Annotated in this window: 19 protein-coding genes and 3 pseudogenes; 12 read left to right on the plus strand and 10 right to left on the minus strand. The window is 36.3% G+C overall.

All coding sequences use genetic code 11. The features are described from left to right. The first annotated feature begins 350 nt into the window (after nucleotides 1–350). Nucleotides 351–1,217 (plus strand): Abi family protein, encoded by an 867-nt coding sequence (locus tag ACFPYN_RS05440; RefSeq protein ID WP_377733000.1) that lies wholly within the window; start codon nucleotides 351–353, stop codon nucleotides 1,215–1,217. 295 nt (nucleotides 1,218–1,512) lie between these two features. Here the strand turns inward: ACFPYN_RS05440 and ACFPYN_RS05445 are convergent, their stop codons facing one another. The 5 genes from ACFPYN_RS05445 to ACFPYN_RS05465 all read right to left on the minus strand — a co-directional run bounded on the left by ACFPYN_RS05445 (nucleotide 1,513) and on the right by ACFPYN_RS05465 (nucleotide 4,439). After that, nucleotides 1,513–1,860: a transcriptional regulator gene (locus tag ACFPYN_RS05445; protein ID WP_377733001.1), complete on the minus strand. Its 348-nt coding sequence runs from the start codon at nucleotides 1,858–1,860 to the stop codon at nucleotides 1,513–1,515. A gap of 99 nt (nucleotides 1,861–1,959) precedes the next feature. Beyond that, nucleotides 1,960–2,298, minus strand: a complete 339-nt coding sequence (locus tag ACFPYN_RS05450) for a hypothetical protein (protein ID WP_377733002.1) — start codon at nucleotides 2,296–2,298, stop codon at nucleotides 1,960–1,962. A gap of 24 nt (nucleotides 2,299–2,322) precedes the next feature. Beyond that, nucleotides 2,323–2,682, minus strand: coding sequence for a hypothetical protein (locus ACFPYN_RS05455; RefSeq protein WP_377733003.1), 360 nt, complete (start codon nucleotides 2,680–2,682; stop codon nucleotides 2,323–2,325). A gap of 404 nt (nucleotides 2,683–3,086) precedes the next feature. Next, nucleotides 3,087–3,620 (minus strand): hypothetical protein, encoded by a 534-nt coding sequence (locus tag ACFPYN_RS05460; RefSeq protein ID WP_377733004.1) that lies wholly within the window; start codon nucleotides 3,618–3,620, stop codon nucleotides 3,087–3,089. 144 nt (nucleotides 3,621–3,764) lie between these two features. Beyond that, nucleotides 3,765–4,439 (minus strand): hypothetical protein, encoded by a 675-nt coding sequence (locus ACFPYN_RS05465; RefSeq protein ID WP_377733005.1) that lies wholly within the window; start codon nucleotides 4,437–4,439, stop codon nucleotides 3,765–3,767. A 249-nt stretch (nucleotides 4,440–4,688) separates the two neighbouring features. Here ACFPYN_RS05465 and ACFPYN_RS05470 point away from each other — a divergent pair, with 249 nt between their 5' ends. From ACFPYN_RS05470 to ACFPYN_RS05495, 6 genes and pseudogenes are all read left to right on the plus strand, one after another. Next, the gene (locus ACFPYN_RS05470; RefSeq protein ID WP_377733006.1) at nucleotides 4,689–5,546 is read left to right on the plus strand and encodes a helix-turn-helix domain-containing protein; all 858 of its coding nucleotides are present in this window, start codon (nucleotides 4,689–4,691) and stop codon (nucleotides 5,544–5,546) included. Nucleotides 5,547–5,911: 365 nt separating this feature from the next. Further along, nucleotides 5,912–6,034 carry a hypothetical protein gene (locus ACFPYN_RS05475; protein WP_377733007.1) on the plus strand — a complete coding sequence of 41 codons (123 nt, stop codon included), beginning with the start codon at nucleotides 5,912–5,914 and terminating at the stop codon, nucleotides 6,032–6,034. Nucleotides 6,035–6,233: 199 nt separating this feature from the next. Then, nucleotides 6,234–6,692, plus strand: a complete 459-nt coding sequence (locus tag ACFPYN_RS05480; protein WP_377733008.1) for a JAB domain-containing protein — start codon at nucleotides 6,234–6,236, stop codon at nucleotides 6,690–6,692. 52 nt (nucleotides 6,693–6,744) lie between these two features. Further along, nucleotides 6,745–6,990 (plus strand): hypothetical protein, encoded by a 246-nt coding sequence (locus tag ACFPYN_RS05485; protein WP_377733009.1) that lies wholly within the window; start codon nucleotides 6,745–6,747, stop codon nucleotides 6,988–6,990. 141 nt (nucleotides 6,991–7,131) lie between these two features. After that, nucleotides 7,132–7,617, plus strand: a complete 486-nt coding sequence (locus tag ACFPYN_RS05490; protein ID WP_377733010.1) for a hypothetical protein — start codon at nucleotides 7,132–7,134, stop codon at nucleotides 7,615–7,617. Between the two features lie 61 nt (nucleotides 7,618–7,678). Then, nucleotides 7,679–8,927, plus strand: a pseudogene (locus ACFPYN_RS05495) (Y-family DNA polymerase). Nucleotides 8,928–9,048: 121 nt separating this feature from the next. Here ACFPYN_RS05495 and ACFPYN_RS05500 read toward each other — a convergent pair. Next, nucleotides 9,049–10,020: an IS30 family transposase gene (locus ACFPYN_RS05500; RefSeq protein ID WP_377733011.1), complete on the minus strand. Its 972-nt coding sequence runs from the start codon at nucleotides 10,018–10,020 to the stop codon at nucleotides 9,049–9,051. A gap of 289 nt (nucleotides 10,021–10,309) precedes the next feature. Here ACFPYN_RS05500 and ACFPYN_RS05505 point away from each other — a divergent pair, with 289 nt between their 5' ends. The 3 genes and pseudogenes from ACFPYN_RS05505 to ACFPYN_RS05515 all read left to right on the plus strand — a co-directional run bounded on the left by ACFPYN_RS05505 (nucleotide 10,310) and on the right by ACFPYN_RS05515 (nucleotide 12,465). Further along, entirely contained in the window at nucleotides 10,310–10,660 is a 351-nt protein-coding gene (locus tag ACFPYN_RS05505; protein ID WP_377733012.1) for a hypothetical protein, read from the plus strand. Continuing rightward, nucleotides 10,650–10,820, plus strand: a pseudogene (locus ACFPYN_RS05510) (transposase domain-containing protein); the annotation flags it as partial. The gene ACFPYN_RS05505 and the pseudogene ACFPYN_RS05510, both read left to right, overlap by 11 nt. A 95-nt stretch (nucleotides 10,821–10,915) precedes the next feature. Beyond that, nucleotides 10,916–12,465: pseudogene (locus ACFPYN_RS05515) on the plus strand (IS3 family transposase). 732 nt (nucleotides 12,466–13,197) lie between these two features. Here the strand turns inward: ACFPYN_RS05515 and ACFPYN_RS05520 are convergent. Further along, nucleotides 13,198–17,454 (minus strand): EAL domain-containing protein, encoded by a 4,257-nt coding sequence (locus ACFPYN_RS05520; RefSeq protein ID WP_377733013.1) that lies wholly within the window; start codon nucleotides 17,452–17,454, stop codon nucleotides 13,198–13,200. A 1,180-nt stretch (nucleotides 17,455–18,634) separates the two neighbouring features. Here ACFPYN_RS05520 and ACFPYN_RS05525 point away from each other — a divergent pair. After that, the gene (locus tag ACFPYN_RS05525; protein WP_377733072.1) at nucleotides 18,635–21,481 is read left to right on the plus strand and encodes a bifunctional diguanylate cyclase/phosphodiesterase; all 2,847 of its coding nucleotides are present in this window, start codon (nucleotides 18,635–18,637) and stop codon (nucleotides 21,479–21,481) included. Nucleotides 21,482–21,509: 28 nt separating this feature from the next. Then, nucleotides 21,510–21,632 (plus strand): hypothetical protein, encoded by a 123-nt coding sequence (locus tag ACFPYN_RS05530; RefSeq protein WP_377733014.1) that lies wholly within the window; start codon nucleotides 21,510–21,512, stop codon nucleotides 21,630–21,632. 1,147 nt (nucleotides 21,633–22,779) lie between these two features. On the opposite strand, the gene ACFPYN_RS05535 is transcribed toward ACFPYN_RS05530, so the two are convergent. The 3 genes from ACFPYN_RS05535 to ACFPYN_RS05545 are packed head-to-tail and all read right to left on the minus strand — an operon-like array spanning nucleotide 22,780 to nucleotide 26,518. Further along, nucleotides 22,780–23,895 (minus strand): Ger(x)C family spore germination protein, encoded by a 1,116-nt coding sequence (locus tag ACFPYN_RS05535; RefSeq protein WP_377733015.1) that lies wholly within the window; start codon nucleotides 23,893–23,895, stop codon nucleotides 22,780–22,782. Beyond that, the gene (locus ACFPYN_RS05540; RefSeq protein ID WP_377733016.1) at nucleotides 23,892–25,010 is read right to left on the minus strand and encodes a GerAB/ArcD/ProY family transporter; all 1,119 of its coding nucleotides are present in this window, start codon (nucleotides 25,008–25,010) and stop codon (nucleotides 23,892–23,894) included. The genes ACFPYN_RS05535 and ACFPYN_RS05540 overlap by 4 nt, the downstream gene beginning before the upstream one ends. Further along, complete coding sequence (locus ACFPYN_RS05545) at nucleotides 24,992–26,518, minus strand: spore germination protein (protein ID WP_377733017.1); 1,527 nt, start codon at nucleotides 26,516–26,518, stop codon at nucleotides 24,992–24,994. The genes ACFPYN_RS05540 and ACFPYN_RS05545 overlap by 19 nt, the downstream gene beginning before the upstream one ends. Between the last annotated feature and the right edge of the window lie 477 nt (nucleotides 26,519–26,995).

Raw genomic sequence — 26,995 nt, forward strand, 5'->3', positions numbered from 1 at the left:
GTAATATTCTTGCATTTTTTCAACTGAAAGAGGCTATAGCTAAAGACTATGTGATTAGATTATAACAAGTGGACAATGGAAAAGAATGAATATATACGATGCTAAGAAACAATGAAAGATAGCTAATTGAATTTTGGTCCTTGTAATCTTCTTTGATGTTCATCATAATGAGCAATTCCAGTGCAGACATGTTAAGGTTCATAAGAAGTTAATTTATTGAGAAGCAAGCCGTTGGAAAAATTAAAATCTGTACATATTTTTAAACTTGATGTATATTATAAATAACAGAACCCACCACGCCTCTTAACAATGCGGACCACGGTGGGTCGTTTTTTTTAGGGGGTATTCCTTTGGAACCAAGTCCTATAAAACATGCTAAAACATTCGAAGAACAACTTCTAATTCTTCAAGATAGAGGAATAATCGTCGATAATCCTCAAGAAGCCCTATCAGCATTACAAAAAGTTAATTATTATCGCTTAGTTGCTTACGGTCTTACATTGAAAGATGGATCTAAAGAAGATGCATATCTTGAAGGAACTACTTTTAGTAAGCTAATTTCTATATATGAGTTTGATAAAAAATTGCGGCAGTTATTGTTAGGAGCATTGGAAAGTATTGAAATCGCTTTCCGGGCACATATTTCTTACCATCACTCGCATGAATACGGAGCACTCGGATACCTAGACTCATCTAATTTCTCCAATTCGGAATATCACGTGAAATTCTTGATCAATCTAGAGCGATTTTTAAAGGATAGTAAAACAGAATTATTCGTGACGCATCATCAAACTAAATATAGTGGAGTCTTTCCAGTTTGGGTAGCTATTGAAGTCCTTTCCTTTTCAACGTTATCGATGTTATTTAAAAACCTGAAAAATAAAGATAAATTATACATTTCTAAAAAATATTATAATGTGCATTTTAAATATACACAGAGTTGGTTACATACCTTGACCACCATCAGAAATATTTGTGCTCATCACGGGAGGCTCTACGGAAAAAAACTATCTATACAGCCTCAATTGTTTGATGAAATACGTGAAAAAGTAAGCAGTGATGAAGTATTTGTTGCTATAATTGTTTTGAGTAAACTATTAAGTAGAAGTGAACGATTAAACCTTTCGACCTCTTTAAAAGCACTTATTGATGAATATGATGAATTTATTGATATCTCACATTTGGGTTTTCCGGAGGATTGGGACACCCTGTTATAAAAAAATTTTAGGGCTGTTCTCTTTACTGGGAACAGTCCTTTCTTGTAGAAAGCATTGTTTTGAAAGAAGCGATCTTTAGTGTAGAATCATGGTGCGTCAAGTGTCTTAATAAAAAAGAAGGCTCTTGTTAGATAACTAATCACACAGTTAGCTCTTTCAATGCTATAACTATATTAACAATCACGTAATGGCGAGTAAATTTTGACTACTCTGATGAATATCAATACATAAAAAAGAGCATCTACTTTGACGCTCTCTTCAAACATCCTATTCTACTTGTAATAATTCTCTTCCATTAGTAAGCCAAGTTTTTTAACTTTTGGTTTTCGGACTGTAGCTGTTCATAGTCTTGTTTTAGTCTTTCGTATGCTTGTGCCAACTCGTCATAAGATGTCATGGCTTGTTGTAGATGACTGTGAACTTCATTGGGTTTGGATCGATTCAATTTTTGAATATTGTACTGTTTACGCAATGTTTTATTCCATCTGAACCCACATGCTTGTCTTGTGCGGCCAAGGATTGTTTCGGCTTCTACAAAAGCTTGTAATTGTGTTTTCCCTTCACGCACAAAGGTTAAGACTGTGTCTGCCAGAATCTTATCATCTTCTACCGTCCAACTATCTTTTCTTTTCTTCTCGTCCAAGCTACCACCCCCGTTTTTACTTACTATATGCAATAGTAGAATTGAACTTTCATAGTAATTGAGTGATGGTAAACCAACTAGTAGGGACCAAATATTACACTAAGAGAGAAACCTTACTTCTGTTTCCCCAACATCCTTTTGACCGTTCAAAATGATAAGCATTTCCAGCGCAGACATTTGAGGTAGGTTTTCCAGGAAAGCTTGTGCATCCTCATAATTTAAAAAGGTAAACGCCTGTAATTCTTCTTTAAAAGCCCAGCCTTGATCTACAGTTTCTAACATAAATATTCTTATTATCGGTCGTTCTGAAGTCGGGTGCAAGTTTTCCCCGGCAATTGCGAGTCCAATATCATTTGTAGGGTTGAATATCGTCGTAATGACCTCCATCTCATCCTCGAAATTCTTCGGCATAAATATGTTTACAGTTTCATTATTCATCGTTTATATTCCTCCCTTATCTGATTATCTTTTGAAATCTATGTAATTTTGTTCAATGTACTGAAATGCTTTGTACTCAGGTGCTTTACTCGGTTTTTTTCTTGTGTGACGCGTTTTATCTAAGTAGTGTGCTTTCATGCGCTTATGTAATTCATCTTGAGGTTTGCTTTTGAGCAAATCAGAAACGAATGTGTGATCTATCGTGTCAAGACCAAATTCATTATTAATGTTTGCAACGACTTTGACTATGCTTCCTGAATAGGCATACTCCTTTAAGATTTTTTGCTCTACTGATTTCACTTCATAGTTTTCTACCAGAAACACAAAATCTTGAAGTTCTTTAATTTCTTTTTTTGCTGCATCGACTGTCTTTAACATCTTCATATGTATATCCTCTCTTTCTACATTTTTCAGTTCTTTAGTCTTGTTACAATATTCTCCATTTATAAGGGTAATCCTTCTTCAAAAAGACCTCTAAAATAAAAAACTTTGACTGGAGGCAGCCCGATAACCCACGAACTGTAAGGGTCTGCCTACACGAAAAAATTAATTGTATACAGAAGTGTATAAATGAAGGGGTGGCACGAGACTTTCTTTTATGTTTTTACTTTTGATTTGATCGATTCTTATGTAAGCTGTCATGGATTATTAAAACTGGGAATAGGGTTTGACAAGATTCTAAATTTGAATTCAGCAAGTACAAATCAAAAAGCTCAATTCCCATGATTACTGGAATTGAACTTTTTGTGTTCCTATATTGAACATTGATTATCTAATTAATTTTAATTTTAGGAGCTAATGGATTCGATAGTATTGAAAATTTTCGTGAAAACTTCTTGAATATTCGATTTACTTTCCTCGTTATCTTTTAACTCATATCTCCACGTTTGGTCTTTGTATTCTTCATCAGAACCTATAAATAAGAACCCACTAGCATAGTTAGAAGATTGTACTTCTGGAAACTCATCATAGTCAACACCTTCATTGACAAAGGGAACGTGTAGCTTAGTAGATTGCATAAAAAATATTGGGATTTTTAAGGTATTATAAGTAGTTACATACTGGTCATCATCAGCTTCAGCGAGAGACTCTTTCATAATAAGAATTGCATCCAAATCATCTGATATTTTCTTTGTGTTATTCTTCAAATCATCAAAGGTAATTGTTTCAAAACTCACCTTTTCTCCTCCAAACTCAGGAGTCTCACCGATGACACCGATTTTCAAGTTCTTCCCACTATATGCTTGGACATTTGCTGTATCATCATTGCAGCCTACTAGAAATAAGAGAATGCCTAATAAAAGAGGAAGTAGTTTTTTCATGATTTTAACCTCCATTCAAAAAAGATAGTGATTCGACAAAGCAATTATTCGTGAATTAGACAAATTAACAATATTAATAGAATACATCATTAAGTGATAGAAGCAACCCAATATTAATCACACATGGTAAATAAATCTATATATTTAGTACCCTAAAACTGCTCGTTTGGTTCTTGGCGTTGTCAGTGAAGCATAATAATTGCTTGTTGTTCCAACCGAGTACGTTGCAGTGAACAGTGCAGAAAGCCCAGTAGTGCCTGAATGAGAAGTTGATGTTGAATTATAAAAATTGCCGTTCACTATATAGTAAAAGTGACCATTGAACAGTTCGACACTGATTGTGCCTGAATAAGAAATTGGATTTGCCTTAAATTCTTGAAGAAGTGGTTTTTTGTTCGTATTGATATATTGAGCACCTCCACGACAAACTTCTACATATACAATTAGATTAGGCTTATACGATTTGTTCGGAATTGTTACTGATGTATTTGTTTCTAACCACGAACAAGATGTTGATAAAGCACTCACTGCGAGGGTCTTAGAATCAAAATTTGTCGAGTACTCAGACATTTTTTGATAGGCTTCATTTATCGAAACACCTTTTATTTCAGCATATTGCTCGGCTACTTGTTGATCAGTAAGCTCAATTGTATACTCTTTTATCGAATCGCGTAGTTTACCTAACTCTTGTTTGCTCATCTTCGTTCCATCGATTACAGTGCTCGCTTTTTTGTCGCTCTTTTCCATTGCACTTGCATCAAATCCAGAGAAGACTAAGACAAGCATAAATGTTAAAACGGATAAGATTATTTTTTTCATATTAATTCCTCCTGTATGTACTGTTTAATTTTTCACGTTCAAACCTTCTTGATTATTAATTGTATAATTAACATAATTTTTCTAAATTAATATATTTACTAAATTATCCACCAATCAACCATAGATCTAATAGTATTTTAATAACTTCCATTCCTGACATATATTCCACCTCCTTCCACTTATATTACATTTAAGTTACAATGTAATTACAAAATATTCGAATTAGAATATTTCAGTGGGAGGTGGAAAATGCATAAAGGAATATACATTAAAAGATTAAGGAAAAACAAAGGTTATACTCAAAAATATGTTGGAGAGGGTGTACTTTCTCAATCTGCCTATTCTAAATTTGAAGCAGGGATTTCAGATATTCATTCCGAGGCATTCATTCAAATCTTAGATAGACTTGATATGAGTCTTGAAGAGGTTTTATATATTAGTAATGGTTATTGTTTGAAAGAGGTTAAAGACCTGGTACATTCCTTCTTTTCTTTGCCCTATAATAATTTAGATTCTCTACATCAACTAGTGGTGGAAATCGAACAATATCCTGAGTATGAAAAAAATATACTGCTTAATGATATTCGCACTGTTTGTTTTGCTCTTATAGAACTGTATGCGACGCATGACATCCTTGCGGCTCGGACCATTGTGGAACCCGTTTGGAAACGACTATCACTCCTAAATAATTGGTACCTAACTGATATTCGACTGATTAACAGCATCCTCTATCTTTTCCCTAATGATACGGCTATTGAACTCACCCGTAATGTACTCAAACAATTAGATCGTTACAAAGGGTTTCAAGATTCAGGCAGATTAATGATTACTTTCAAAATCAACTTATCGCTTTTGCTGATTAAAGAGAAAAATTTCGAAGTTGCTTCAGATATATTGACTGATGCTTTAATAAAACATAAGAAGGAAATGCTTTTCTCTTCTCTTGCGATTTGTTTAGGAAGACTCTCCATTTGCAATCATGCACTGGGCAAAAGTATTTCAGATGATTATCTTATTCAAGCTGAACAACTTCTCAAAATCTATGACCATGAAGATTTATGGAGGAAAATCAAAGAAGAATATACCTACTACTGCAACTTACCATAACATGTCGATGGAACTGTTCATCAAGTATCTCAGTTATGATGTGATCATCTTACTACTTAGGATTTATTAATTTAACCTTTAAGGGAGACAAATTGATTTTTAAAACTTTCGAAAACAAGTAAATTCCTTATAGAATAGAGCACCTTAAATGATAACAAGCTTTGACTGGCGGCAGCACGATAGCGCCTACCAAAGCAGCAAACGCTTAGCAAGTCGCTCTAACGTGTCGCTTTCCTCTAAAAAGCCCGATAACCACGGACTGTAAGGCTCTGCCTACAAACCGTAGGTTCCTGTTCTTTTCTTGACGAGGAAACGAGCCTGAAAGAGGAAGTACATAAAGAAATGAAGAAATGGAGGGCAGCCAAATGGCTGCCTTTTTTATTGAATTTTTTGCTTTTGTCCTCCGGATCGTACCCATTTCTAACCTGTCTAAGCCGGAAACAGGGGCAGATATCCTTGGCTATCGCCCTACCCCTGTTTCCGACTAAGACAGGAGCCGACTATAAGAGAAAGACAACAGTCAAGGGGCGAAAAACTTTTTCAATCATGCTTCGCTGAAAAACTTGTTGCGCTAAACCCTTGACTGGTCGGCTAAGGAATGTGTTCGTTCCACGTGTCAAAAGGCAAAAAATTATCCCTTTTGGGACATTTACCGCCCGGCGAACAACACAAAAGGAGGAACACATCATGACATTAAATAAAATCATAGAAATCGTACGTATCAAACAAGAAATCCGAGAGGTTGAAGAAGCGTATACGAGCCTACTACCTAAACAAATACGTTCATCACAAGATGCTATTGCATTCATTCAAGCCTTGATAGCAGAGGAAGACCGAGAGGTGTTTTTGGTACTTTGCCTAAACGTAAAAAATGAAGTTATTGCCATTCATAAAAGCCATGTGGGTAGCTTAAATGCAAGTATTGTGCATCCAAGGGAAGTGTTCAAATCCGCCATTCTTAATAACGCAGGTAGCATTTTAGTGGCGCATAATCATCCGAGTGGTAACTGTCAGTATTCACCGGAAGATATTGAGGTGAGTAAACGCCTTAGAGATGCCGGAGAGATAATGGGCATTGAGGCATTAGATTCCATCATCGTCAGTCACTCAGACGGCATTTCCTTACGAGAAAAAGGATTGATTTAAATGCAAAAGGGGATTTCCCCTTTTGTTTCCACTTTGATTAGGAGGAATCACAATGACAAAAAATTATGAATTGAATGAGGCACAAATAAGCGTACTTCGGAGTCTTCACTTTTGGAGAAGGAATCTGTATGTAGCATCCATCCATCAAGATTTAATCGAATGTACCAAGAGCAAAAAAGCCATATTTCATGTATTCAAATCATGCGACCGGTTGGATATTCCCTTTGCAATTCAAAATCTAGTTATTTATGCAGCATCACAAAATATAGCCTTTGGTGACCTAAAGATTGGTGGATGAACAAGATGGCTCAAGTAAGAAGAAAGGTTTTACTTGGAGCATCTTGTTCTCTATTAGAAAAAGGATAATTGTTGAATGATTCAACAATTCTTGATACACTAAATACAATGTTGAATGATTCAACGAGAGGGGGAAGTTCAAATGAAAAAGGCTACAATGGAAATTCTGGCGAAATGCCCGAATCTTAGATTTTACGTGGAATCAAAAGAAACTCAACATGACTTAAAATCACTAAATAAAAATGAACAAGTGCTCGTAGCACTTGCTCGATTCTTTGAATACGAAGAATCCTTTGATTTAAATCAGCTATTTAAAGAAGTGGATTCCGATTGGATTGAATTTGCTATGGATCGGTTGCTCACCTATTTTTACTCCGATACCTACCTGACGAAATCACCCAAACCATTAATTATTAAGCATCCAAATGATTTATTAAGTCAAAAGGACTTTGGGGATTTGATGAATGAACATGGCGGTAATATGGATACCAAGAAAATTCATATGCTACGTAAGAGAGGGAAACTGCCAACAGAAACGGCGTTAATTGGAGGAAAACCTTACTGGCTAAAAGAACAAATTGAAACCTATATCCATCATTTACCGATAAAAAACAGAGATACTGACTAGACAAATAATCAAATCCCCCTCACAATAAGAACAAACGTTCTTATTGTGAGGGGGATTATTTATGAAAACATTACCGAATCGAACCATTGCTTGCCTGGATATGAGAAGTTTTCATGCCAGTTGTGGTGCAGCTGACCTTGGATTAGATGTGATGGAAGAAGCAATCGCCATCATTGGAAACTTAGAATAAAAAGGCAGTGTGGTGCTCGCAGCATCTCCACGAATGAAAAAAGAGTTTGGTGAAGACAGGTACACGCCTGTTTGAAATACCTGACCATCCAGAAATTCGTTTAATTGAACCTAAAATGCAATTTTTCGTAAATCTATCCATGGAAATCACAAGAATAATTAGTCAGTATGTCCCGAAAGAAGCCATTCACGTGTATAGCATAGATGAATGCTTTTTTGATTTGTCCGGAACCGAACGATTATGGGGACCCTTCGACAATACCATTCGGCGTATTCAAGATGACTTGTTGAATCTATTTCAATTGCCTTCAGCCGTAGGTATAGGGCCAAATATGTTAATGGCAAAATTGGCATTGGATTTAGAAGCCAAGAAGACCGGTGTTGCGAAATGGACGTATGAAGATGTGCCTCTAAAATTATGGCCAGTGAGTCCTTTAAGCGAGATGTGGGGAATTGGGCGACGAGTGGAACAAAACCTAAATGGAATGGGAATTTTTAAGATTGGCGATATCGCGAATAGCGATTTGAAAACGCTTGAAGAACGCTTTGGCGTAATGGGCAATCAACTCTATCATCATTCATGGGGAATTGATTTATCAGAACTTGGTGCACCTATAATGGAAGGGCAAGTTAGTTATGGAAAAGGGCAAATTTTGTTTCGAGATTATGTAAAGACGGAAGATATCTTTACGGTATTGCTAGAAATGTGTGAAGACGTAGCGAGACGTGCTCGTGAGGCAGGAAAAGTTGGAAGAACCGTTCATTTGAGTATGGGGTATAGCAAAGAAGTCTTCGGAGGAGGGTTTTCACGTTCACTTACTATGGAAGAGTCAACGAATGAAACTTTAAAAATCTATCGTTTATGCCAGAATCTTTTCTACGAACTTCACCAAGGTAAGCCTGTTAGACAAATTTCTTTATCGATTACCAATTTGGAAGATGAGTCGTCTATGCAGCTCAGCCTTTTCGAAGCACGCAAATGGCAAAAGCGTAAATTGGGGGAGACGATGGATCAGATTCGCAGAAAATACGGCACTACGGCTATCTTACGTGCGGTCTCTTATACAGATGCAGGCACCGCCGTTCATCGTTCAAGACTCTTAGGCGGACATAAAAAATAATAAAGTAAGTAGCATTATCTGGATTAATTAGAAATAATAGGAAATGTTAAATCCTAGGGGAATGGAATTATAAGTACTGATTCAAAGAACTAAATAATAAATGTTTAAATTGATTGTTTTGTCAAATTAAGCGAGACAAAATATCTTGATCTACATGTTCGGCCACATGTTCCATGAAACACTCAATGGGCGTCTGGTAATTCAGTGATTTTCTGGGTATATGGTTTCTACGTAAGGCCACACTTGATATATAATCTTGTGCAACAGGACGAAAATCCATTTCTTTAGGCAATCCATTCTGACGAAGAAGGCCGTTAGAATGCTCATCTAAAGCTCTTTGAGAAGGTGTTCCTGGATCAGCGAAATAAATATCAATATCATGATGATTACTGATGTTTTTCCAATTGGAAAATTCTTTACCACAGTCGAAGATAATTAATTTAAATAAGTGTTTCGGTAATTGATCGAACCAATGATTGATGGCCTCTTCAATGTTGCCTGCTTTTCTCCCAGCCGGTTTAATGGCAATAATGCACTTACTTACCCGCTCGACTAGTGTGATGATGGCACTTTTATGATGGCGTCCGACGATTGTATCTCCTTCAAGATGTCCAAATTCTTTTTGATAGTTTGGATGTTCACTGTCTCGATCGAGAATGCTGCGTCTAAAAGCCTGCTTTCCCCTTTTTTCTTGATGGCCGTTTGGTTTTCGTTTGCCCTTCATCGGGAGATTTTCTTGATTGAACACACCTGACTTAAACAGTCGATAAAGTGTGCTTCTACTGCAAGAAATGGGCTTTTCATTGCGACCAACAATGACATCAGGCGTCCAATCTTGACGTGTTTTTTCGTTAATATAGTCAATTTCAGAAGAAGGTAATTCAATATTCGTACGTCCGCAATTTGATTTATTCTCTTTATACGTAAGGTAAATATCAAGCGCAGTGAAACCATCAAGCAACTGCCTAATGACTCGATAAATGGTTTCATGACCACGCTTTAAGTTTTTGGCTATTTTTCGTCCAGTATGACCAAGGGAATGATATTCTTCTATGAATACCAATTCTGTACTGGTAAGATGGGTGTAGGACATGTCTGATACACTCTCCTTATTAACTTTTGTCGGTGATAAATTGAGTGTATCATGACATGTCTTTTTTTGGTGTCTCGCTTAATTTTACAATCCGCGTTGTATAAAACAGTTCATGAGTTTTACCAGAAAAAACATATGAAGTAAAAGAAATAGTAAAAAGCTTAATGGAATAATTTAAGAATAAATAATATAATTTATAAAAAAATACCTCATTCATTAACATGAGAGAAATTCTCCCTAGATTACCAATCACTTGAGATTATATTTAAAAAGGAAGTAGGGGAGAATATTGAATAAATATTGGTTTTTAGTATCAAATGTTTATAAAGACAAAATAAAGTCGAAATCTATTTTAGTATCAACAATAATTTTTATGATGTTACTGAGCGTTTTAATTTTTTGGTCTGATATTCAAGATAAATTTTTATCTGAAGAACAAGTTAAAATAGCAATTTTAGACAACTCAGGAGAAGATGCAAACAGATATATTACTTCAAATGAAATTATTGCTTTTGAAAATACAAACAAAAATTTAGAAAAAGTGGATGCAGATATTAAATCGGAGAAATATCTTGCAGCAATTGTTTTAACTTTAAATAAAAATGGTGTGTTGGAATCTGAATTGAGAACAATGGTATGAGGAGCAGTTCAGACTGAGCCAGCAGAAACGCTTTGGCTCATCCAGCGAGAAGACGGATGAAAATCAGCTAACACTCCAACTATTCAACGAGGCGGAGGTCTCTTCTTCTGTATTATTGGCAGAACCGACAATGGAGACAATTAGCTATAAACGCAAGAAAATCGGCGATCGCGCTGAGAAACCCCCCACTGTTAGGATAAGTGTCGTATAGAACTCTCCTGTTATAATTTAATTAATAGATGGAGGTCGTGCGATATGAATAATGAAAACGGGAATAGATATTCACAAGAATTGAAGGACGCTGTCCTTGTTAGAATGATGCCCCCAAATAATGAGTCCATAAAAAGTATTGGTGATGAACTGGGCATCTCGGAACAATCGCTCTATAAGTGGAGACAAAAAGCTCGAATTGACTGAAACGCAACTCCTGGAAATGGACAGACTTCTGAACGTTGGAGTAGTGAAGATAAGTTTCTAGTGGTGTTGGAATCCTACTCGATGAATCAATCAGAGCTTGCAGAATACTGCCGAAAAAAAGGGTTATTTAAAGAACAGATTGATGCATGGCGTTCTGTTTGTTTAACCGCAAACACAGGTGAAATCAATCAGACCAAACGACTCACTCAAGAACTGAAACAAGAAAAACGACGTACATCCGAGATTGAAAAAGATCTGCGTAAAAAAGAAAAGGCGTTGGCTGAAGCTGCGGCCTTATTATTGTTAAGAAAAAAGGCCCGAGCGATTTGGGGGGATCAAGAGGACGAATGATTAACCCACCAGATCGCGCACTTGCGGTTGAACTAATTCAGGAAGCTAATCGTAATGGTGCACGAATAGCTCGTGCTTGTATAGAACTGAATATCAGCGTGCGTACTTATGAACGTTGGGTTTCAGATGGTGGTATTAATGAAGATCAACGTCCTCACGCCCTTCGTCCTGAACCAAAAAACAAGATAACAAAAGAAGAAAGATTAGAAATATTAGATGTCGTCAAAAAAGAAGAGTTTGTGGATTTACCACCTTCACAAATCGTGCCTAAGCTTGCAGATCAGTCGATTTATATCGCTTCTGAATCAACGTTTTATCGCATATTGCGTGAAAATAATATGCAGCAACATCGAGGGCGAAGCAAAAGACCAGAAATGAAATTACCGGAAAGTTATTTAGCGACAGCTCCCAATCAAGTATGGACCTGGGATATTACTTGGTTGAAGGGTCTTATTAAAGGATTATTTTATAAGCTCTATTTAATTATCGATTTATTTAGCAGAAAGATTGTCGGCTGGGAAGTATGGGAAACAGAAGACACTGCTCACGCCGAAGAATTAATAAGAAAAGCAATTCTAAATGAAAAAATTCGCGGGGCTCCTCTTGTCTTACACTCCGATAATGGCAGCCCGATGAAAGCAGGAACATTTCAAGTGTTACTTGAGAAACTAGGAATCCAAAGCTCATACTCAAGACCGCGCGTGAGTAATGATAACCCGTATTCCGAGTCCGTTTTTCGGACACTAAAATACCGACCAGAGTTCCCATACAATGGCTTCCAATCAATTGAAGATGCACGAGAATGGACCGCAAGGTTTGTTCATTGGCACACTCATGAACATCAACACAGTGGAATCAATTTTGTGACACCGGAACAACGGCATACAGGTGTCTATATTGATGTACTTAAAAAGCGTAGTAAAGTTTATGAGCTTGCGAAACAAAAACATCCAGAGCGATGGTCAGGATCAACAAGAAACTGGGATCCAATCGAATCAGTCGCATTAAATCCAATGAAAGAAATGACGATTAAATAAGTCCCGTTAAATACACTAATAGATCATAGCCGCTAGTTGTTCCCCTTGCCCTGTAGATAATTGATCAGAGTTTCACTCTGATCAATTATCTACAGGAGAGCAAGCGAAGCGCGGTAGGAAAGATGAACACTATCTAATCTAGGAAAAGAGTATTATGCGACAACTACCTTGACAAACACCGGTATCAATAGCATCATTAAGATTCTTGCCTGTCGATATAATTATCTCACTCATAATTTGTTCTCCTTTACGAGTATATTAAGACAAACCAAAGTGTGAACTGTAAAAAACTCATCTACTTCCATAATCACCAGAGTATTATCGTCCAAATATACTTCACCTTTACTTGGTAAATCGGTAATCCAATTAAGTATCTAATACTTTCTTTCATGGAGACTAGATAGGTGACTGTCAGTGAATTACTAGCTAAATTTGGATTCACTAATGGTTCAGACATTTTTATCTACTAATTTAATAAGCAATCTTGAAATGGGGTCATTTCCCCATCACAAAGTAATGTTACTTTTCTATTAAACTCTAATAAAATCCGAATACCTATCAAGATTTGTTAAAAAACGGAATAAGTATTCGAAATTTAACTATGCAATGAAATGACTTCATAAGCACGCTCATTCATCAGAATTTTCTTCCTTCCTTTTCGGATATGAAAGGCAACCTCTAAATTGAAGTTTTCATATTGATCCAAGTATTTGATAGTTATATTTCACTTAATTACACTGATTCAGATTTCGGAATTAATGGAAGTTTAATTTCAACAGTGGTTCCTGAATTAAGTTTACTCTCAATGAAAATTTCACCTTTATGTTCATGAATAATTTTATAACTACTCATTAATCCAAGGCCAGTTCCCTTTTCTTTGTTGCTATAGAAAGGCTCTCCTAGTTTTTTTACACGATCTTCCGTCATCCCGCATCCCTGGTCAATAATAAGAACAATAACCGATTCTTCATCTTTTTTCTCTATTGAAACTTTAAGATCTCCACCATTAGTCATGGATTCAATCGCATTAATTATTATATTTAGAAACACTTGTTTCATTTGGCTTTCATCACAAATAATGAAAAGAGGATCTATTGCTATTTTTGATTCAATGTTAATGTTTTTTAGATTTGCTTCGGATTTAAGAAAAGTTGCCACTTTAGATAATATCGTCTTTAAATCTGTAGGTTTATAGATAGCTGCCTCAGGTTTGGCTAAGGCAAGAAATTCATTAATAATGGATTCAACTTGATTAAAATCTTTTAGCATAATATCGTAATATTCTGCAGCTATTCCACTCTTACCGAGGAGCTGGAAGAATCCTTTAATCGATGTCAAAGGGTTTCGAATTTCATGGGCTACGCCTGCGGCTAATTCTCCAGCTACGGATAATCTTTCCCATTTTCTCAGATGGTCTTCGGCTTTCTTTTGTTCTGTTATATCTCGAATAACAACAACGAAATGTTCAATGTCACCGTTATCCCCCAAGACAGGCGTGATTTTGGCTTCCAAGTTAATCAATGACTTATTTTTGTGAATAAAACGATATTGAACCAGATTTGAAGTTTTCGTTAACTTGATTTCACTAAAAGCGTTCTCAATCATCGGCAAATCAACTGGATAGACGTATAAAAACCCTGACGAACCAATTAATTGATTTATTGGATATCCACTTACAAATTCACTAGATGGGGAAGTGTAAAGAACTATACCATTTTTATCCACAACAGTGATGATATCGCTCGTATTTTCAGCAATTAACCGGTAGTTAATTTCACTATGACGTAGGGCTTCTTCCACACGTTTCCGTTCCGTAATCTCAACGCAGGAAGCAATAACTTCAACCACTTTCCCCATTCTGAATACCGGGCGTAAAGTAGCCAGGTAAACAATGCCGTTTTCATGTCCTTCGTAGGATACATTCTCCTCGCCTTGCCACGCTCTTCGATAGAATGCTTCTTTTTTTATAGCTTTTTCCAAAGGCAATATCTCTGCAAGTTCTTTTCCAACGACTTTCTCTGGGGATAATCCAATCCGATAGATCAATTCCCCTTCACACATTGTATGAATTAATTTTTCATCTTTTAATTTGTATTTAAGCGTCATACCGTCCTGTTGACGAATCGTTTCCTGCAACTCTTGTTTCGCCATTTCTAATTCTCTTTCCAACCATAGACGATGACTAATTTCGCTGGTTAGTCCATATCTTCTGATGATTTTTTGTAAGTCAGGGAATTGTACCTCTATGTTTTCTGCTGGTATCGGCTTACTCAATAAATAACCTTGTACTGAATCGCATAGATTTTGTTGGAGAAAGTCCAGATGTTCTTTCGTCTCAACACCTTCAGCAATTACTTGGATATTCAAGTGATGAGCCATCGAAATGATTGCTTTGACAATCGTGCCATTGCTTTGGTCAAGATGGCAATCTCGAATAAAGGACTGATCAATTTTTAAGCAATCAATCGGGAATTCTTTCAAGTAAGACAAAGAACTATAGCCCGTACCAAAGTCATCAATACTAATTTTCACACCTAATTTTTTCAGTGCCTGCAAAATGCTGATCGTTCGGTCTACATCCATGGTCATACTTTCAGTAATTTCAAGATTTAGGTATTTCGCATCCAATTTTGTTTCAGCGAGTATTCGCTCCACAACTCCCACTAGATTAGTTTGAGCAAACTGACGAGAGGAAAGGTTGACCGAAACTACGATTGGTGGGAAACCAGCCATTTGCCACGCTTTATTTTGAGCGCAAGCCGTTTTTAATACCCACTCCCCAATCGGAATAATGAGCCCTGTTTCTTCTGCGATCGGAATGAAGTGTAATGGTGAAACTAACCCTCTTTTTGGATGATTCCATCGAATTAATGCTTCATTGCCAATATACTCTCCCGTACTTAAATGGAATTGAGGTTGATAATGCAACATCAATTCTTCCATTTCAATCGCTTTATATAAATCCATTTCGAGTTCAAGATTTTCTCTTGATTTCCCATTCAGGTCCTCTGTATAAAAGTGAAAGCTATTGTTGCCATGCTTTTTTGCATAGTTGAGAGCAGAATTGGCCATATCCAATAAGGTTTCAGTTGTATCCCCGTCAGTCGGATACAGACTTATTCCCATACTCGGGTTCATATACACGTCATGTTGGACATTGGTCAACGGTTGGGCGATGGCCTCTAAAATCGTTTTTGCTATTTGTGTCGTGCGTTCATGATCTGTATTAGGCAAAAGAATGACGAATTTATCTTCCTGCCATCGAGTCAGAATATCCCTGTCTCCCAGCACCTGCTTGATTCGTTCGCTTGCCAACAGTACAAGGGAATTTCCTGTTTCCTGACCGACAGTATCTTTAATCGTTTTCAGTCGATCTAGTTCGAGCAACAAGACAGCCGTCTCTTTTTTTTCATGTACTAATTCTTGTAAGCGTTCATTTAAAAAATTACTATTTGGCAACCCTGTCAAATAATCGTAGAAAGCCATGTATTGAATGGTCTCTTCCGACTTTTTCCTATCTGTAATATCGACAATGGTCCCGATAACTGCATTTTCGCCTCGAAATCTTGCTACAGAACCATGGACTTCTAAATATGCCATCGTACCATCTTTTTTTATGGCTCGATATTCGTATTGAAGCGATTGTACGCTCTCGTTCATTCTTTTTGAAATATTTTCGGTTACAAGTGGAATATCTTCTACATAAACATAATCTTTAAGCTTGAGTCCGGATAGTTCTTCCTGGCTATAACCAAGGATTTCCTCCAACCGCGGATTTGAATAGACGATTTTATCATCTTGAAAAATATATACACCCATTATGGATTGTTCTACTAAACTTCGATATTTCGATTCAGCTTCAATAAGCGCCTCTTTTGCATGTTTGGATTCTGTAATGTCATTGAAGATACCAAAGACGCCCACTACTTTCCCCTCAACAATAACAGGGATATTCTTCACTCTCAAATCCATTTGATAGCCCTCTTTATGTAGAACCGATGTTTCATAAGTCGTCACAGTACCTGCTGCTGCTAAGCTGAATTGTTGGATGCTAAGCTCCTGATCTTCCGGAATAACGAGTGAAGTGAAATTTTCATGATACAACTCTTCAAACGAGTAGCCAAAAATTTCATTTACCGATTTATTGTAGTCTTCGAAATGACCTTTCAAATCAAATAGTAATATTGCCTCCGAATTATCTTCGAATAGTGACTTATAGTATTGTTCATTGATTTTTAACCGAGCCGTCTGATTCGAGAATTTCGCGTCCAGATACGAACTTATGAGGACCAATATGACCATAAAAATTGATCCTATGCCGATGAACGTTGCTAGTTGGCTGGCATCTATCGTTTGAAAATCAACGCTTACTGGATATAAACGGTAAGTAAATTCAGTGCCAAACATCGCAGTGTAATGCATGACGGATATAGACAGCCCCATAAGAATGCCACTGAATAACTTGGTATGTATAGATAGGATTGTTTCTTTTTTGCGGGTATCGTAGATGACTTTATAAAAAATGACAGATGGAATAAATGCAAAAAAAACTGATAGTAGAAGTATTAACGGGTTATAAGTAATGGCGGCATTCATATGGATAGATTTCAACCCAATGTAATGCATGCCTACAAGGCTGGCAGCCATTATTAAACAACCAAAAACAAAATTTTTTTTTCTCACCTTATATTGGGAAACAATCAATAAAGTAATGAATGATGAAAAAACGGTAATAGCAAAAGAAATACTTAAAGTCATGATGTTGTAATTAATCGTGGCGGGCATATACGCAAGCATTCCAATAAAATGCAAGGCCCAAATTCCTCCACCCATTGTTAAAGAACCAACAATTAACCACAATACCCTTTTACGTTTGCTTACATGAAACATTCGAGCACTAACATCGAATACCGTAAATGAAGTAAGCAGGATAACGATAAAGGATAACAAAACAAGTAAAATATTATCTCCAACTAATGTGTGTTCCATATCGTCACCTTACTTTCTTTATTTAAGATTTTTTTGTTTAATAAAAACCTTTAATTATTACTGTATTATTTAACATATTTTTATGTAATTCATATATTTACTTAATAATACCAATAGATACTTAGTCCTGTTAAGTTAAAATTAAAAGATAGCACTAAATAACCAGAAGTTTCAGATTTAATCATTAAATTAATATCGAACTCCAACTTTATACCGAATATTAGTATTGAAGAAGCTAAGAGATATAAAGGGTGAAAAAGATAACTTTTTATAGACTAGTAGGAGAGTATGAAGAATCATTATAGTTTTACATATAGAATAGAAGAAACTCATCAAAAGAAGCCTTGGCTCTTGGCGAATTTATGAAATAGTTTTCAGCTCCAAAAGACCCTCTTCCTCAGTAATAGGAAAAGAGTCTATAAAATTTATTTTCACTCTTAAAAACAATAAACCGGGTACACCCATTAAATAAAAAACTTTAAATGGAGGCTGCACGATAGCTCCTACCAAAGCAGCAAGTGCTTTGCAAGAAGCTCTAACGTGTCGCCTTACTCTAAAAATGCCGTAGGTTCCTGTTTTTTTCCTAACGAGCAAACGAGCCGTGAAGATTAGTCCATAAAGAAATGGAGGGCAGCGTGGCTATGTTAAATAATATTGTTGAAATTTCAAGAATAAAAAAAGGACCTAATTCAAGGGTGAACTGGCCTTTATTAACGGACAATTTAATAAGGGCTCAGTTCATTGCTCTCCTCATAATCCTATTCTATTCGCAATAGCTCTTTTCCGTTTAAAGTCCAATCCTGTACCTTTTGGTGTTGGGACTGTAATTGTTCATTCTCCAGTTTCTGCTTTTCAAAAGCTTTTGGGAGAGAATTAAATACTATTTTTTTCATTAAATGAGTTATTCCTGAGTGCAAAAGTGTCTTCACAAATTCTACACAAATAGGTAATTACTCTCCTTTCTATTGTGAATTTTGAAGTATAATAGACCTTATTGTCGCGTCAAGAGAAAGGGTTGAAAGTAATGTCATTTGAATCAGCTAGTCCTTTTCTGATACTTCTTTCTGTAATTATCGGAATTCTATCATCATATACCGCGTTGATTTTGGTTGAAAGAATTTCGGATCAAAATAGATCTAGACAAATTATTTGGGTTTTTTCCGGTTCCCTTGTTATGGGGATGGGTGTTTTTTCAATGCATTTTATTGGAATGATGGCTTTTCACATAGGTTCCCCTTTAACGTATCATCCTTTCTTGCTTTTTGTATCCTTATTTGCTGCAATTATCGCGTCGTTTGCATCCTTTTATATCCTGCAGGTTGAATTCGTAACTAAAGCCAAAGTGGTACTAAGTGGGTTTATAATAGGCACAGGTATTGTGTCAATGCATTATATAGGAATGATGGCTATAACAGAGCCTGTTAATTTGCAGTTTAACTCTTATTACTTTATCCTTTCAATCCTCATTGCAATGATTTTTTCATCATTCGCTCTAAAATTTTTCTTTGAAATTAAAGAAACAAATGCTTCTGTTGGCCAGAAAGTAGTTAGTGCAGTAATTTTAGGATTGGGCATTTCATTGATGCATTATACAGGAATGAAAGCTACTTTTTATTCTCAACATTCCCATACTGATTCAGTAACCGGTATTCATCCCTTTACATTGGCCGTCGTTGTTTCAATAACTGTACTTATCATTATGATTATCGCAACTTTCTTATCCTTTCTTGATTTACGTACACTTAATGCAGAAAGACGCTTTATGGTAAAGGTGAAAGAAAGTGAAGAACGATTTCGTCGTTTAGTAGAACTTTCCCCTGAGGCTATCGTTGTCCTTTGTAATGAGAAAATAACCTTCATCAATGAAGCCTGTTTGATAATGATTAATGGATTCAGTAAAAGTGACTTAATCGGAAAATCAATTACAGAATTCGTTCATCCTTCCTTCAAAGATATAGTAAGAGAACGTACTCAAAACACGAAGCCGGGATTCAAGGCAAAGCCAATGGAACTTCGAATCATCACCCCTGTCGGAACAGTCTTAGAAGTCGAAGTAACTGGGGTTGGAATAGAATTTGAAGGAAAGTCGGCCATTCAATTAGTGTTAAGAGATATTACGTTGCAAAAGAAAACAGGTAGAGAGTTAGAGGAAAATAGACAACGCTATCGATCTCTTTTTCAGAATAACCCCGACGGTGTTTATTCCATGGATCATAATGGGAATCTGATGGATATCAATCCATCATTAGAAGGTATATTAGGATATTCCATAGAAGAACTTCTAACGATGTCCTTTCATGTCGTAGTGGATCCAAATCATTTAGAAATGACGAATGCAAATTTCATAAAAGCCTTAGGGGGAAAACCAGAAAACTATGAGACCGTAGGCATTCGTAAAAATGGTAAAAGAATTCCCTTACATATAACAAATATACCAATCATTGTTGACGATCAAGTTATTGGAGTTTATGGAATTGCTAAAGACATTTCAAAGGAAAAAGAGGCTCTAAATTTATTGGGTGAAAATGAAGAAAAGTACCGTTCTCTTTTTGAATATAACCTGGATGCGGTCGTTGAAATTGATATGCACGGGTATTTTAAAAATGCTAATAAAATGACTGAAAAGCTTACCGGTTTTTCTAAAAACGAGTTACTTACCCTATCTTTTCCTACATTGATTGCTAATGATTTGGATAGAGTCAATGAGTTTTTCACAACAGTGATTGGTGGAAACCCAGTCAATTTTGAACACACGATTAAGAATAAGAATGGACATCTTGTTGAAGTGGACATTAATGCTGTCCCGAAAAGAAAGCAAGGCAAGATTGACGGGATTTTCGCTATCGTCCGCGACGTAACCGAGAAAAAACAAGCCCAGAAAAAGATAGTCGAACAAGCATTTACTGACCAACTTACAGGCCTTCCAAATCGTCATTGGTTTTATAAGAATCTAAAAGAAGTTGTAAAGAGAACCAAAGAACAGGAACAAATGATTGCTATTCTTCTCGTTGACTTCGATGATTTCAAGCGTATTAATGATTTACTCGGACATTATGGAGGAGATCTCTTCTTGAAACAAGTTTCAGATAAAATCCGTGCTTGTCTAAGGAAAAAGGATCATATCTCGAGACTTGGGGGAGACGAGTTTATCATTGTATTAGAAGATGTGACGGAAGAGGATATCCGCCAACTTGCTGACCAGATTTTAAAAGAAATGAAGCAACCAGTTCTTCTTCTTGGACAAGAAATAGTTATCACGCTCAGCATCGGTATCAGCATGCAATCAACTTGCACAAGTGACGAGGAAACAATTATTAGACAAGCTGATGTAGCCATGTATTTAGCCAAGGAAAAAGGGAAAAATAATTACCAATTTTTCACGGACGATTTAAACAAGAGAGTAACGAAAAAGTTGCAACTAGAGAAGGCTTTACACAATGCTCTTGAGCAAGAAGAATTTCAACTATACTATCAGCCCCAAGTTGATTTGCGAACAGGAGTTTTGGTTGGATTTGAAGCCCTTATTCGTTGGAATTCACCATCAGGTTTAGTGTCTCCTATGGATTTTATACCAATAGCTGAGGAAACTGGCCTAATTCTTCCGATAGGGGAATGGGTAATCAAAGAGGCCTGCCGTCAAATTAAGGCATGGGAAAACGAATCCCATCTAAAAGTTCCGGTTTCTGTTAATGTGTCGGCCAGACAATTCACAGATGTAGATTTCAGTAAGAAAGTGACAAAAATGTTAGAGGAAGAGAAAGTAGATCCACATTACTTAGAATTAGAAATCACAGAGAGTGTCATGATGAACATCGAAGAATCATCGTTACTTATAGAAGAATTGAAAGCAGTGGGTGTGAAGATAGCAATTGATGATTTTGGCGCAGGATACTCCTCCTTAAATGTGATTAAGAATGTTGAAATAGACACGTTAAAAATCGACAAATCACTAATTGATGAAGTCCTAAGTAATCGTCGCAATATGTTTATTTTAGCATCCATTATCGATGTCGGAAAAAAACCTTAACGCACGAGTCATTGTGGAAGGCATTGAGTTGGAGGAACAAGTAGCTTTCCTAAAAGAATTTGATGTGGTTGGACAAGGGTACTTTTTCAGCCGCCCCCTTCCTGCTGAACAGTTAGACAGTTGGACAGTTGGACAGTTACGAAAGAAATGAATAAATATTAATTGATCAGTAGTGTCCCTAAAATTAAAAATTGGAATCAGGTTTTTAGTGAACTCGCTAATCGAACAACAACAAAGACTCAGATTCAATTGTATGGATCGAAAAAGATAAAAAAGAAGAACAAATCATAGCTATATCATATGGTCATGTGTGTTGGGCCAATCGGCTCGCTCACTTTGTTCTTCTTGCTTCTGTCTTCCCATCTGAAAGGGGAGCATTAGATACTAAAGTGATTTGAGTTTTATCATTTTCTTTAGCTAGTTGATCTTATTTAAACTTATAAAGCTTTCCTAATACCGAGCCTCCACCACTATTTCTCTGAATCATTTTATCTATGGTATATGAGCTGTTGTCATTTTGTGTCGTAACTTGATAAAATTCAAGTCCTTCAGTTTCGATATACTTTTTGTGAATTTCAAGCATTTTTTAAAATCCCCATAAGATTTCGTTTCTAAATCGATTTTTCGCTCGTGATCCGGTTAAATCATAAGGAAGATTTGCATAATACTCAGATAAATCCACACTCATTCATCCCCTTGTTTTTTATTCTCAATATATCATATAAAAGATGGTATTTATCCATTTTTTGGTTTGCTCACACTATGATGGATTAGTAGGAGAGTTCGTTATGTATTTAGCTTCCGAAATATCTAATAAAATAAGCATCAGTAAAAATGTATAGTAGCTTTTACTGATGCTTTTTCATGTCTGCATTTTCAGATTGCATATCTACCATCTATGTTCCAAAACTCGTCCTTTTCTGAACACGACACTACTAGGTTCTTAAAGTTATCTGTTACTTTAAGAGATTACTTGCAATGATTTAAGCGCTATTTTGCATATGAAATGAAAAACCCGGCAATCTTGTCTTAAGATGATTGCCGGGTTTTTCATGATGTTAAAGATTTAGTCTATTGCAGCTCATTTTTTCCTCTCATGCGATGATTCCAATGCTTTTTCTTATTCTCCTGAATATGATTAAATGTAGATTTAACCACTATTTTCAACTTCTTTTTAAAGTTAGTGGGTATTTGAAAGTTCTGTATTTGGTGTACTTCTTCTTTCCCCTGAAAACAATGGGTTTTCACTTTGCTATCAATTTATTTCATATAGTAGAGCCGTATTTTAATTTTAATTACTAGTTGATAATACCGTGAGATTCAACTTTTACATTAACCTTAGTTTTCATCGCGATTTTTGGATATTCAGTTTTCCAATCCAATTTTATCCATTCTTTAGGATGATAGGCAATCAACCTTCGCCCAATACCAAGCAAATCACTATTAGATTCTTGCATTTTAGCAACAGTCTCCTCAGCGCGCTTTGTCAAAATTTCAGATAGCTTTTGGTTTAGATTCTCAATTGTTGACTTTTCATGCAATTTGTCCTCCGGATACTCAACTACGTTCACCTCTAAGTCCAGTGTTAGATTAACTTGAATTCCCTTCTCCCCTTCTGTTTGAATATCGAGTTTGCGGGTTGCTTTTTTGATATCGATAGTTACATAGTCCTTCCGATTTGAACCAGAACCACTTCCTACATTTTCGGTGATTTGGTCGATATCTCCTTTTTGATCTGATAGTAATAAAAACATCATTCCCTCTTCAGATGTTAACATTCCACGTTGTTGTTCTTCATGAAACATGATTAGACCTACTATTTCAGCACTTTTCTCATCTTCCGAAAGTCGCAAATAAGGCAATGCGAAATCTTGACCTTCATCAAAAATTAATGAACATAACAATTGTAAATTTAGTTCCGGAACAAGAGTATTTGATTCAGCACTTTTTATTAATTCTGAAAAATAGCGACTGATTAAAGGTTGTCCTTCAATTTTTAGATTGATAAAGTCTTTTGCACTTCCCTCGGTTATTGCAACCTTTGCATTCAAAGCACTTCTCGGATCACGGTAAAATACGTCCAAAACAGAAAAAATCTCTTCCTTGACAAGTTCTTCACCTAGAAGAAGTACTTCATTTTTAGAAGCGTCTAGATTTCCAGCCATTTTTTTATCTAAATTATTAATGCTGTTCCTAACTGTATCACCTATTGCTGATTCAGTATTAACTATGATGTCTTGAGTTTCTGCTTGTCCTGCCTTGGCTTTAGGAACGGAAACGGTGGTCTCGATTTTCCCGTCCGTGGTTTCATCCAACGTTTCCATATTAATTAGGTTGGCATCTTTTAACAAACGCTCATCCCAGCATCCAGCAAGAAACAAAAGAATCGTAAATAGCAAAAGAACTTTCTTCATGATTTTTCACCTCTATCCTTAATTCGAAAAAGAATAGCGAGCAACAAAAGCAAGGATGGTATAATTATGGCAAAGACTAAACCAGCATGACCCATGTATTTTGACCAAGCTTCAATTTTCGTTTCCTCATCGCCTGGAATAAGGGAGATGCCCAAACAAATAGCACCTAAAAATGGGACTACTTTTCTATGGTGCTTTAGGTGTAAAATTTTGGTCATTCCATAAGAAGCGATATATAGATAACTCATAAAAGACGTACTAACCGTTATTATCCATATGGAAATGATAATTAAATCTAATCTTTCCAGTACTGTATATTCCAATGCCTTCAATAAATAAAGTACAGGTTCTGGTACAAATTTCAACTCTTCTGGAGAAAAGAACATAAGGGTACTTATGGTGATGAACGTGTATAAAATAGTCACTCCTAAGTTTGCCAAGGATACCGCTTTTACTTGTTTCTTATCTTTTCCTTGCGTGAGTGGATATAACACCAAGAGTAATTCAAAGCCTAACATAGCTATAATTGCTTCCTTAGAGCCTTTTAAAATAGAAACAATTCCTGTACTTCCTACCGGCATTATATAAAGAACATTTAAATATTCGAGTACACCTAAAAACACAAAAATTAAGATGATAAAAAAGAAAGAAATAAGCATATGGTATCTAGCAATAATTCTCAAATTTTCTTTTACCAAATATATTGAGCAAATAATGATGATAACCATAATAATCCAAGAAGGAGTAGTAGGTAAAGCCCAACTTTTAATAATGTTTGTGGATAAAGTCAGAATAAGGCTTGCCACAGCAATAAAGTAAACGATGTAGGTAAAGGATAAAATCGTCCCTCCTATCTTGCCAAGTATTGTTGGAATAAATTCAAAGAAAGTGGCTCCTGGAAATCGACGGCAGAGTACCCAAATGACTACGATCATAACCTGTGCAAGAAAACCAGCCAAGAGAATTGATATCCATGCATCCCCCTTAGATACATTAAATACTGCAAAAGGAAGGGAAAGTATCCCCACTCCTATTTGTGTTTGAAGAATGAAAAATGCTAATTGTCCTACTGAAATGGAGCTAGGAGAGGACGATTTTACTTCTCTTGTTTCCACGGCCTCGACATTCCTCCCCGTTTCGTTTTTTGTGGACTAGCATCTTTCGGTCGTTCATCCTGCATCCATATAGGCAGTCTTACGAGCATGTCCCTCATATCTTTCCAATTAAAAGGGGCCAAGGGGGCAAAATAAGCTCTTCCAAATGACTCAAGTTTACATAAATGTATCAATAAAATCATAATACAAAACACGATTCCAAAGAAACCAAAACTAGCCGCAGCTATCATAAAAGGAAATCGCAGGATTCGGACTGATGTGTTCATTTCGGTAGAGGGAATGACAAAGGAAGATATCGCAGTCAACGCTACCACTATAACCATAAGGTTGGAGACGAGTCCCGCTCGTACTACCGATTCTCCAATAACCAGCCCTCCTACAATCCCAATCGTTTGTCCAATCGGTGTGGGCAGCCTTATACCTGCCTCGCGGATTAATTCGATAATCAATTCCATTAACAAGGCTTCTACTAATGGTTGATAGGGAATGTTTTCAAGAGATCCTTTTACGGGAAGTATTAGATTTCCAGGTATAACTTCAAAATGAAAAGAGACGATTGCAATATACGTAGCTGGGAGAAGGACTGCAATTGAAAAGCTAAACATCCTTAGCATGCGATAAAAAGAACCAGCTATACTACGACTGTTATAGTCATCGGGTGATTGATAAAATGCAAAGAAGTTGATAGGTAAAATCAAGGCCGTTGGACTACCATCGCCTAAAATCGCAATCCTTCCTTCCAATATATTCGCAATAACTCGATCGGGTCTTTCTGTATTCAGCATTTGAGGGAATGGCGAAGTGACTGAAGTCTCCAAGAACTCCTCCACGAATCCCAGGCTGAATATGAGATCACTATTAATAGCTTGAATTCTCTTTTCCACTTCTTTAACAATGACTTCGTCAGCAATACCCTGCATATACACGACTGAAACGCTCGTCCTGGTTATGTTACCAACAGTAAATTGTTTCACTATTAAATTAGGGCTCTCGATGCGCTTACGAATAAGGTTCATATTTACTACTAAGTTCTCCACAAACCCTTCATGGGATCCCCTCACCACTTTTTCGTTCGTTGGTTCTTCTGGAGAACGATTATATTGTATGTTTGTATCTAAAATGATTGCTTCAGAAGTACCATCTAATAGAAGAATACTGTATCCTTTCAGCAATTTTTCCACAATGGGTTGAAGTTCTGTTTCGCTCCTTAAACCTATTTTTTGATATATACTATCGCCATTCCCTTCAGGATCTAGAGAGGATAGATGTGTAATCCCTTTTTGAACTTTCTCCATGTCTGTTAAAGATTCTAAAAATAACAGGCTTCCATTTTGTCGCTGGATAGTCATGTTTTTTTGCTTTAAATCATCTGTATGGTAAAAAGTTTTCAAGACCATGTCCACGTTTTCCTGAAGAGAGGGAAGAATAGGTCTATTGCTTAATGCACTTAAATCGAAACTACCACTTGGTTCACTTTTTTTGGAAGGTTGCCTTTTAAAAAACTTCATTACCCACCACTCCCCAAAACTTATTTCGACCCTTTCTATTACTTGAAACTTCATGAATGTAAAGATATTTTCACCATATGTGGTAATTATGTATAATCACAGACTTGATACCCTTGTTTATGAAGTGGACCAATACAGTTTATTAATCATTATGGTCCCTTTTATTTAAAAATAAACAATTACCTTTGACCTTAATTAAAAACACAGCGTTATATACAGACAAAATATTCGACGTTAGAGGATGTAAGCCAAAGGTAATTTCAGCTAGTTTCTAGGAAGCTCAACAATAAAAAACCGGCACAACCTTAGTTGGCCACACTCCTTTACCTTACTTCAGGAATGCAGCGACAAGGTTGAATCCATCACTTCCTTACAAACCAAACTAATTAATAAAGATCTTTTTAGGTTAATAAAGAAGAGATGCTTCTATGTGATTTTGTGCGCTGAAGATGCAATTTGGTCCGCTGTTGTGATTCT

This window comes from Paenisporosarcina macmurdoensis, assembly GCF_042658845.1.
Lineage (GTDB): Bacteria > Bacillota > Bacilli > Bacillales_A > Planococcaceae > Paenisporosarcina > Paenisporosarcina macmurdoensis.

Bases quoted from the DNA above. Each gene is read 5' to 3' on its own strand.
- ACFPYN_RS05535 (WP_377733015.1), bottom strand. From the start codon at position 23,895: ATGAAGAAAGTTCTTTTGCTATTTACGATTCTTTTGTTTCTTGCTGGA.
- ACFPYN_RS05520 (WP_377733013.1), bottom strand. From the start codon at position 17,454: ATGGAACACACATTAGTTGGAGATAATATTTTACTTGTTTTGTTATCC.
- ACFPYN_RS05480 (WP_377733008.1), top strand. From the start codon at position 6,234: ATGACATTAAATAAAATCATAGAAATCGTACGTATCAAACAAGAAATC.
- ACFPYN_RS05470 (WP_377733006.1), top strand. From the start codon at position 4,689: ATGCATAAAGGAATATACATTAAAAGATTAAGGAAAAACAAAGGTTAT.
- ACFPYN_RS05455 (WP_377733003.1), bottom strand. From the start codon at position 2,682: ATGAAGATGTTAAAGACAGTCGATGCAGCAAAAAAAGAAATTAAAGAA.
- ACFPYN_RS05490 (WP_377733010.1), top strand. From the start codon at position 7,132: ATGAAAAAGGCTACAATGGAAATTCTGGCGAAATGCCCGAATCTTAGA.
- ACFPYN_RS05460 (WP_377733004.1), bottom strand. From the start codon at position 3,620: ATGAAAAAACTACTTCCTCTTTTATTAGGCATTCTCTTATTTCTAGTA.
- ACFPYN_RS05475 (WP_377733007.1), top strand. From the start codon at position 5,912: ATGGCTGCCTTTTTTATTGAATTTTTTGCTTTTGTCCTCCGGATCGTA.
- ACFPYN_RS05450 (WP_377733002.1), bottom strand. From the start codon at position 2,298: ATGAATAATGAAACTGTAAACATATTTATGCCGAAGAATTTCGAGGAT.
- ACFPYN_RS05525 (WP_377733072.1), top strand. From the start codon at position 18,635: ATGGGTGTTTTTTCAATGCATTTTATTGGAATGATGGCTTTTCACATA.
- ACFPYN_RS05465 (WP_377733005.1), bottom strand. From the start codon at position 4,439: ATGAAAAAAATAATCTTATCCGTTTTAACATTTATGCTTGTCTTAGTC.
- ACFPYN_RS05500 (WP_377733011.1), bottom strand. From the start codon at position 10,020: ATGTCCTACACCCATCTTACCAGTACAGAATTGGTATTCATAGAAGAA.
- ACFPYN_RS05485 (WP_377733009.1), top strand. From the start codon at position 6,745: ATGACAAAAAATTATGAATTGAATGAGGCACAAATAAGCGTACTTCGG.
- ACFPYN_RS05545 (WP_377733017.1), bottom strand. From the start codon at position 26,518: ATGAAGTTTTTTAAAAGGCAACCTTCCAAAAAAAGTGAACCAAGTGGT.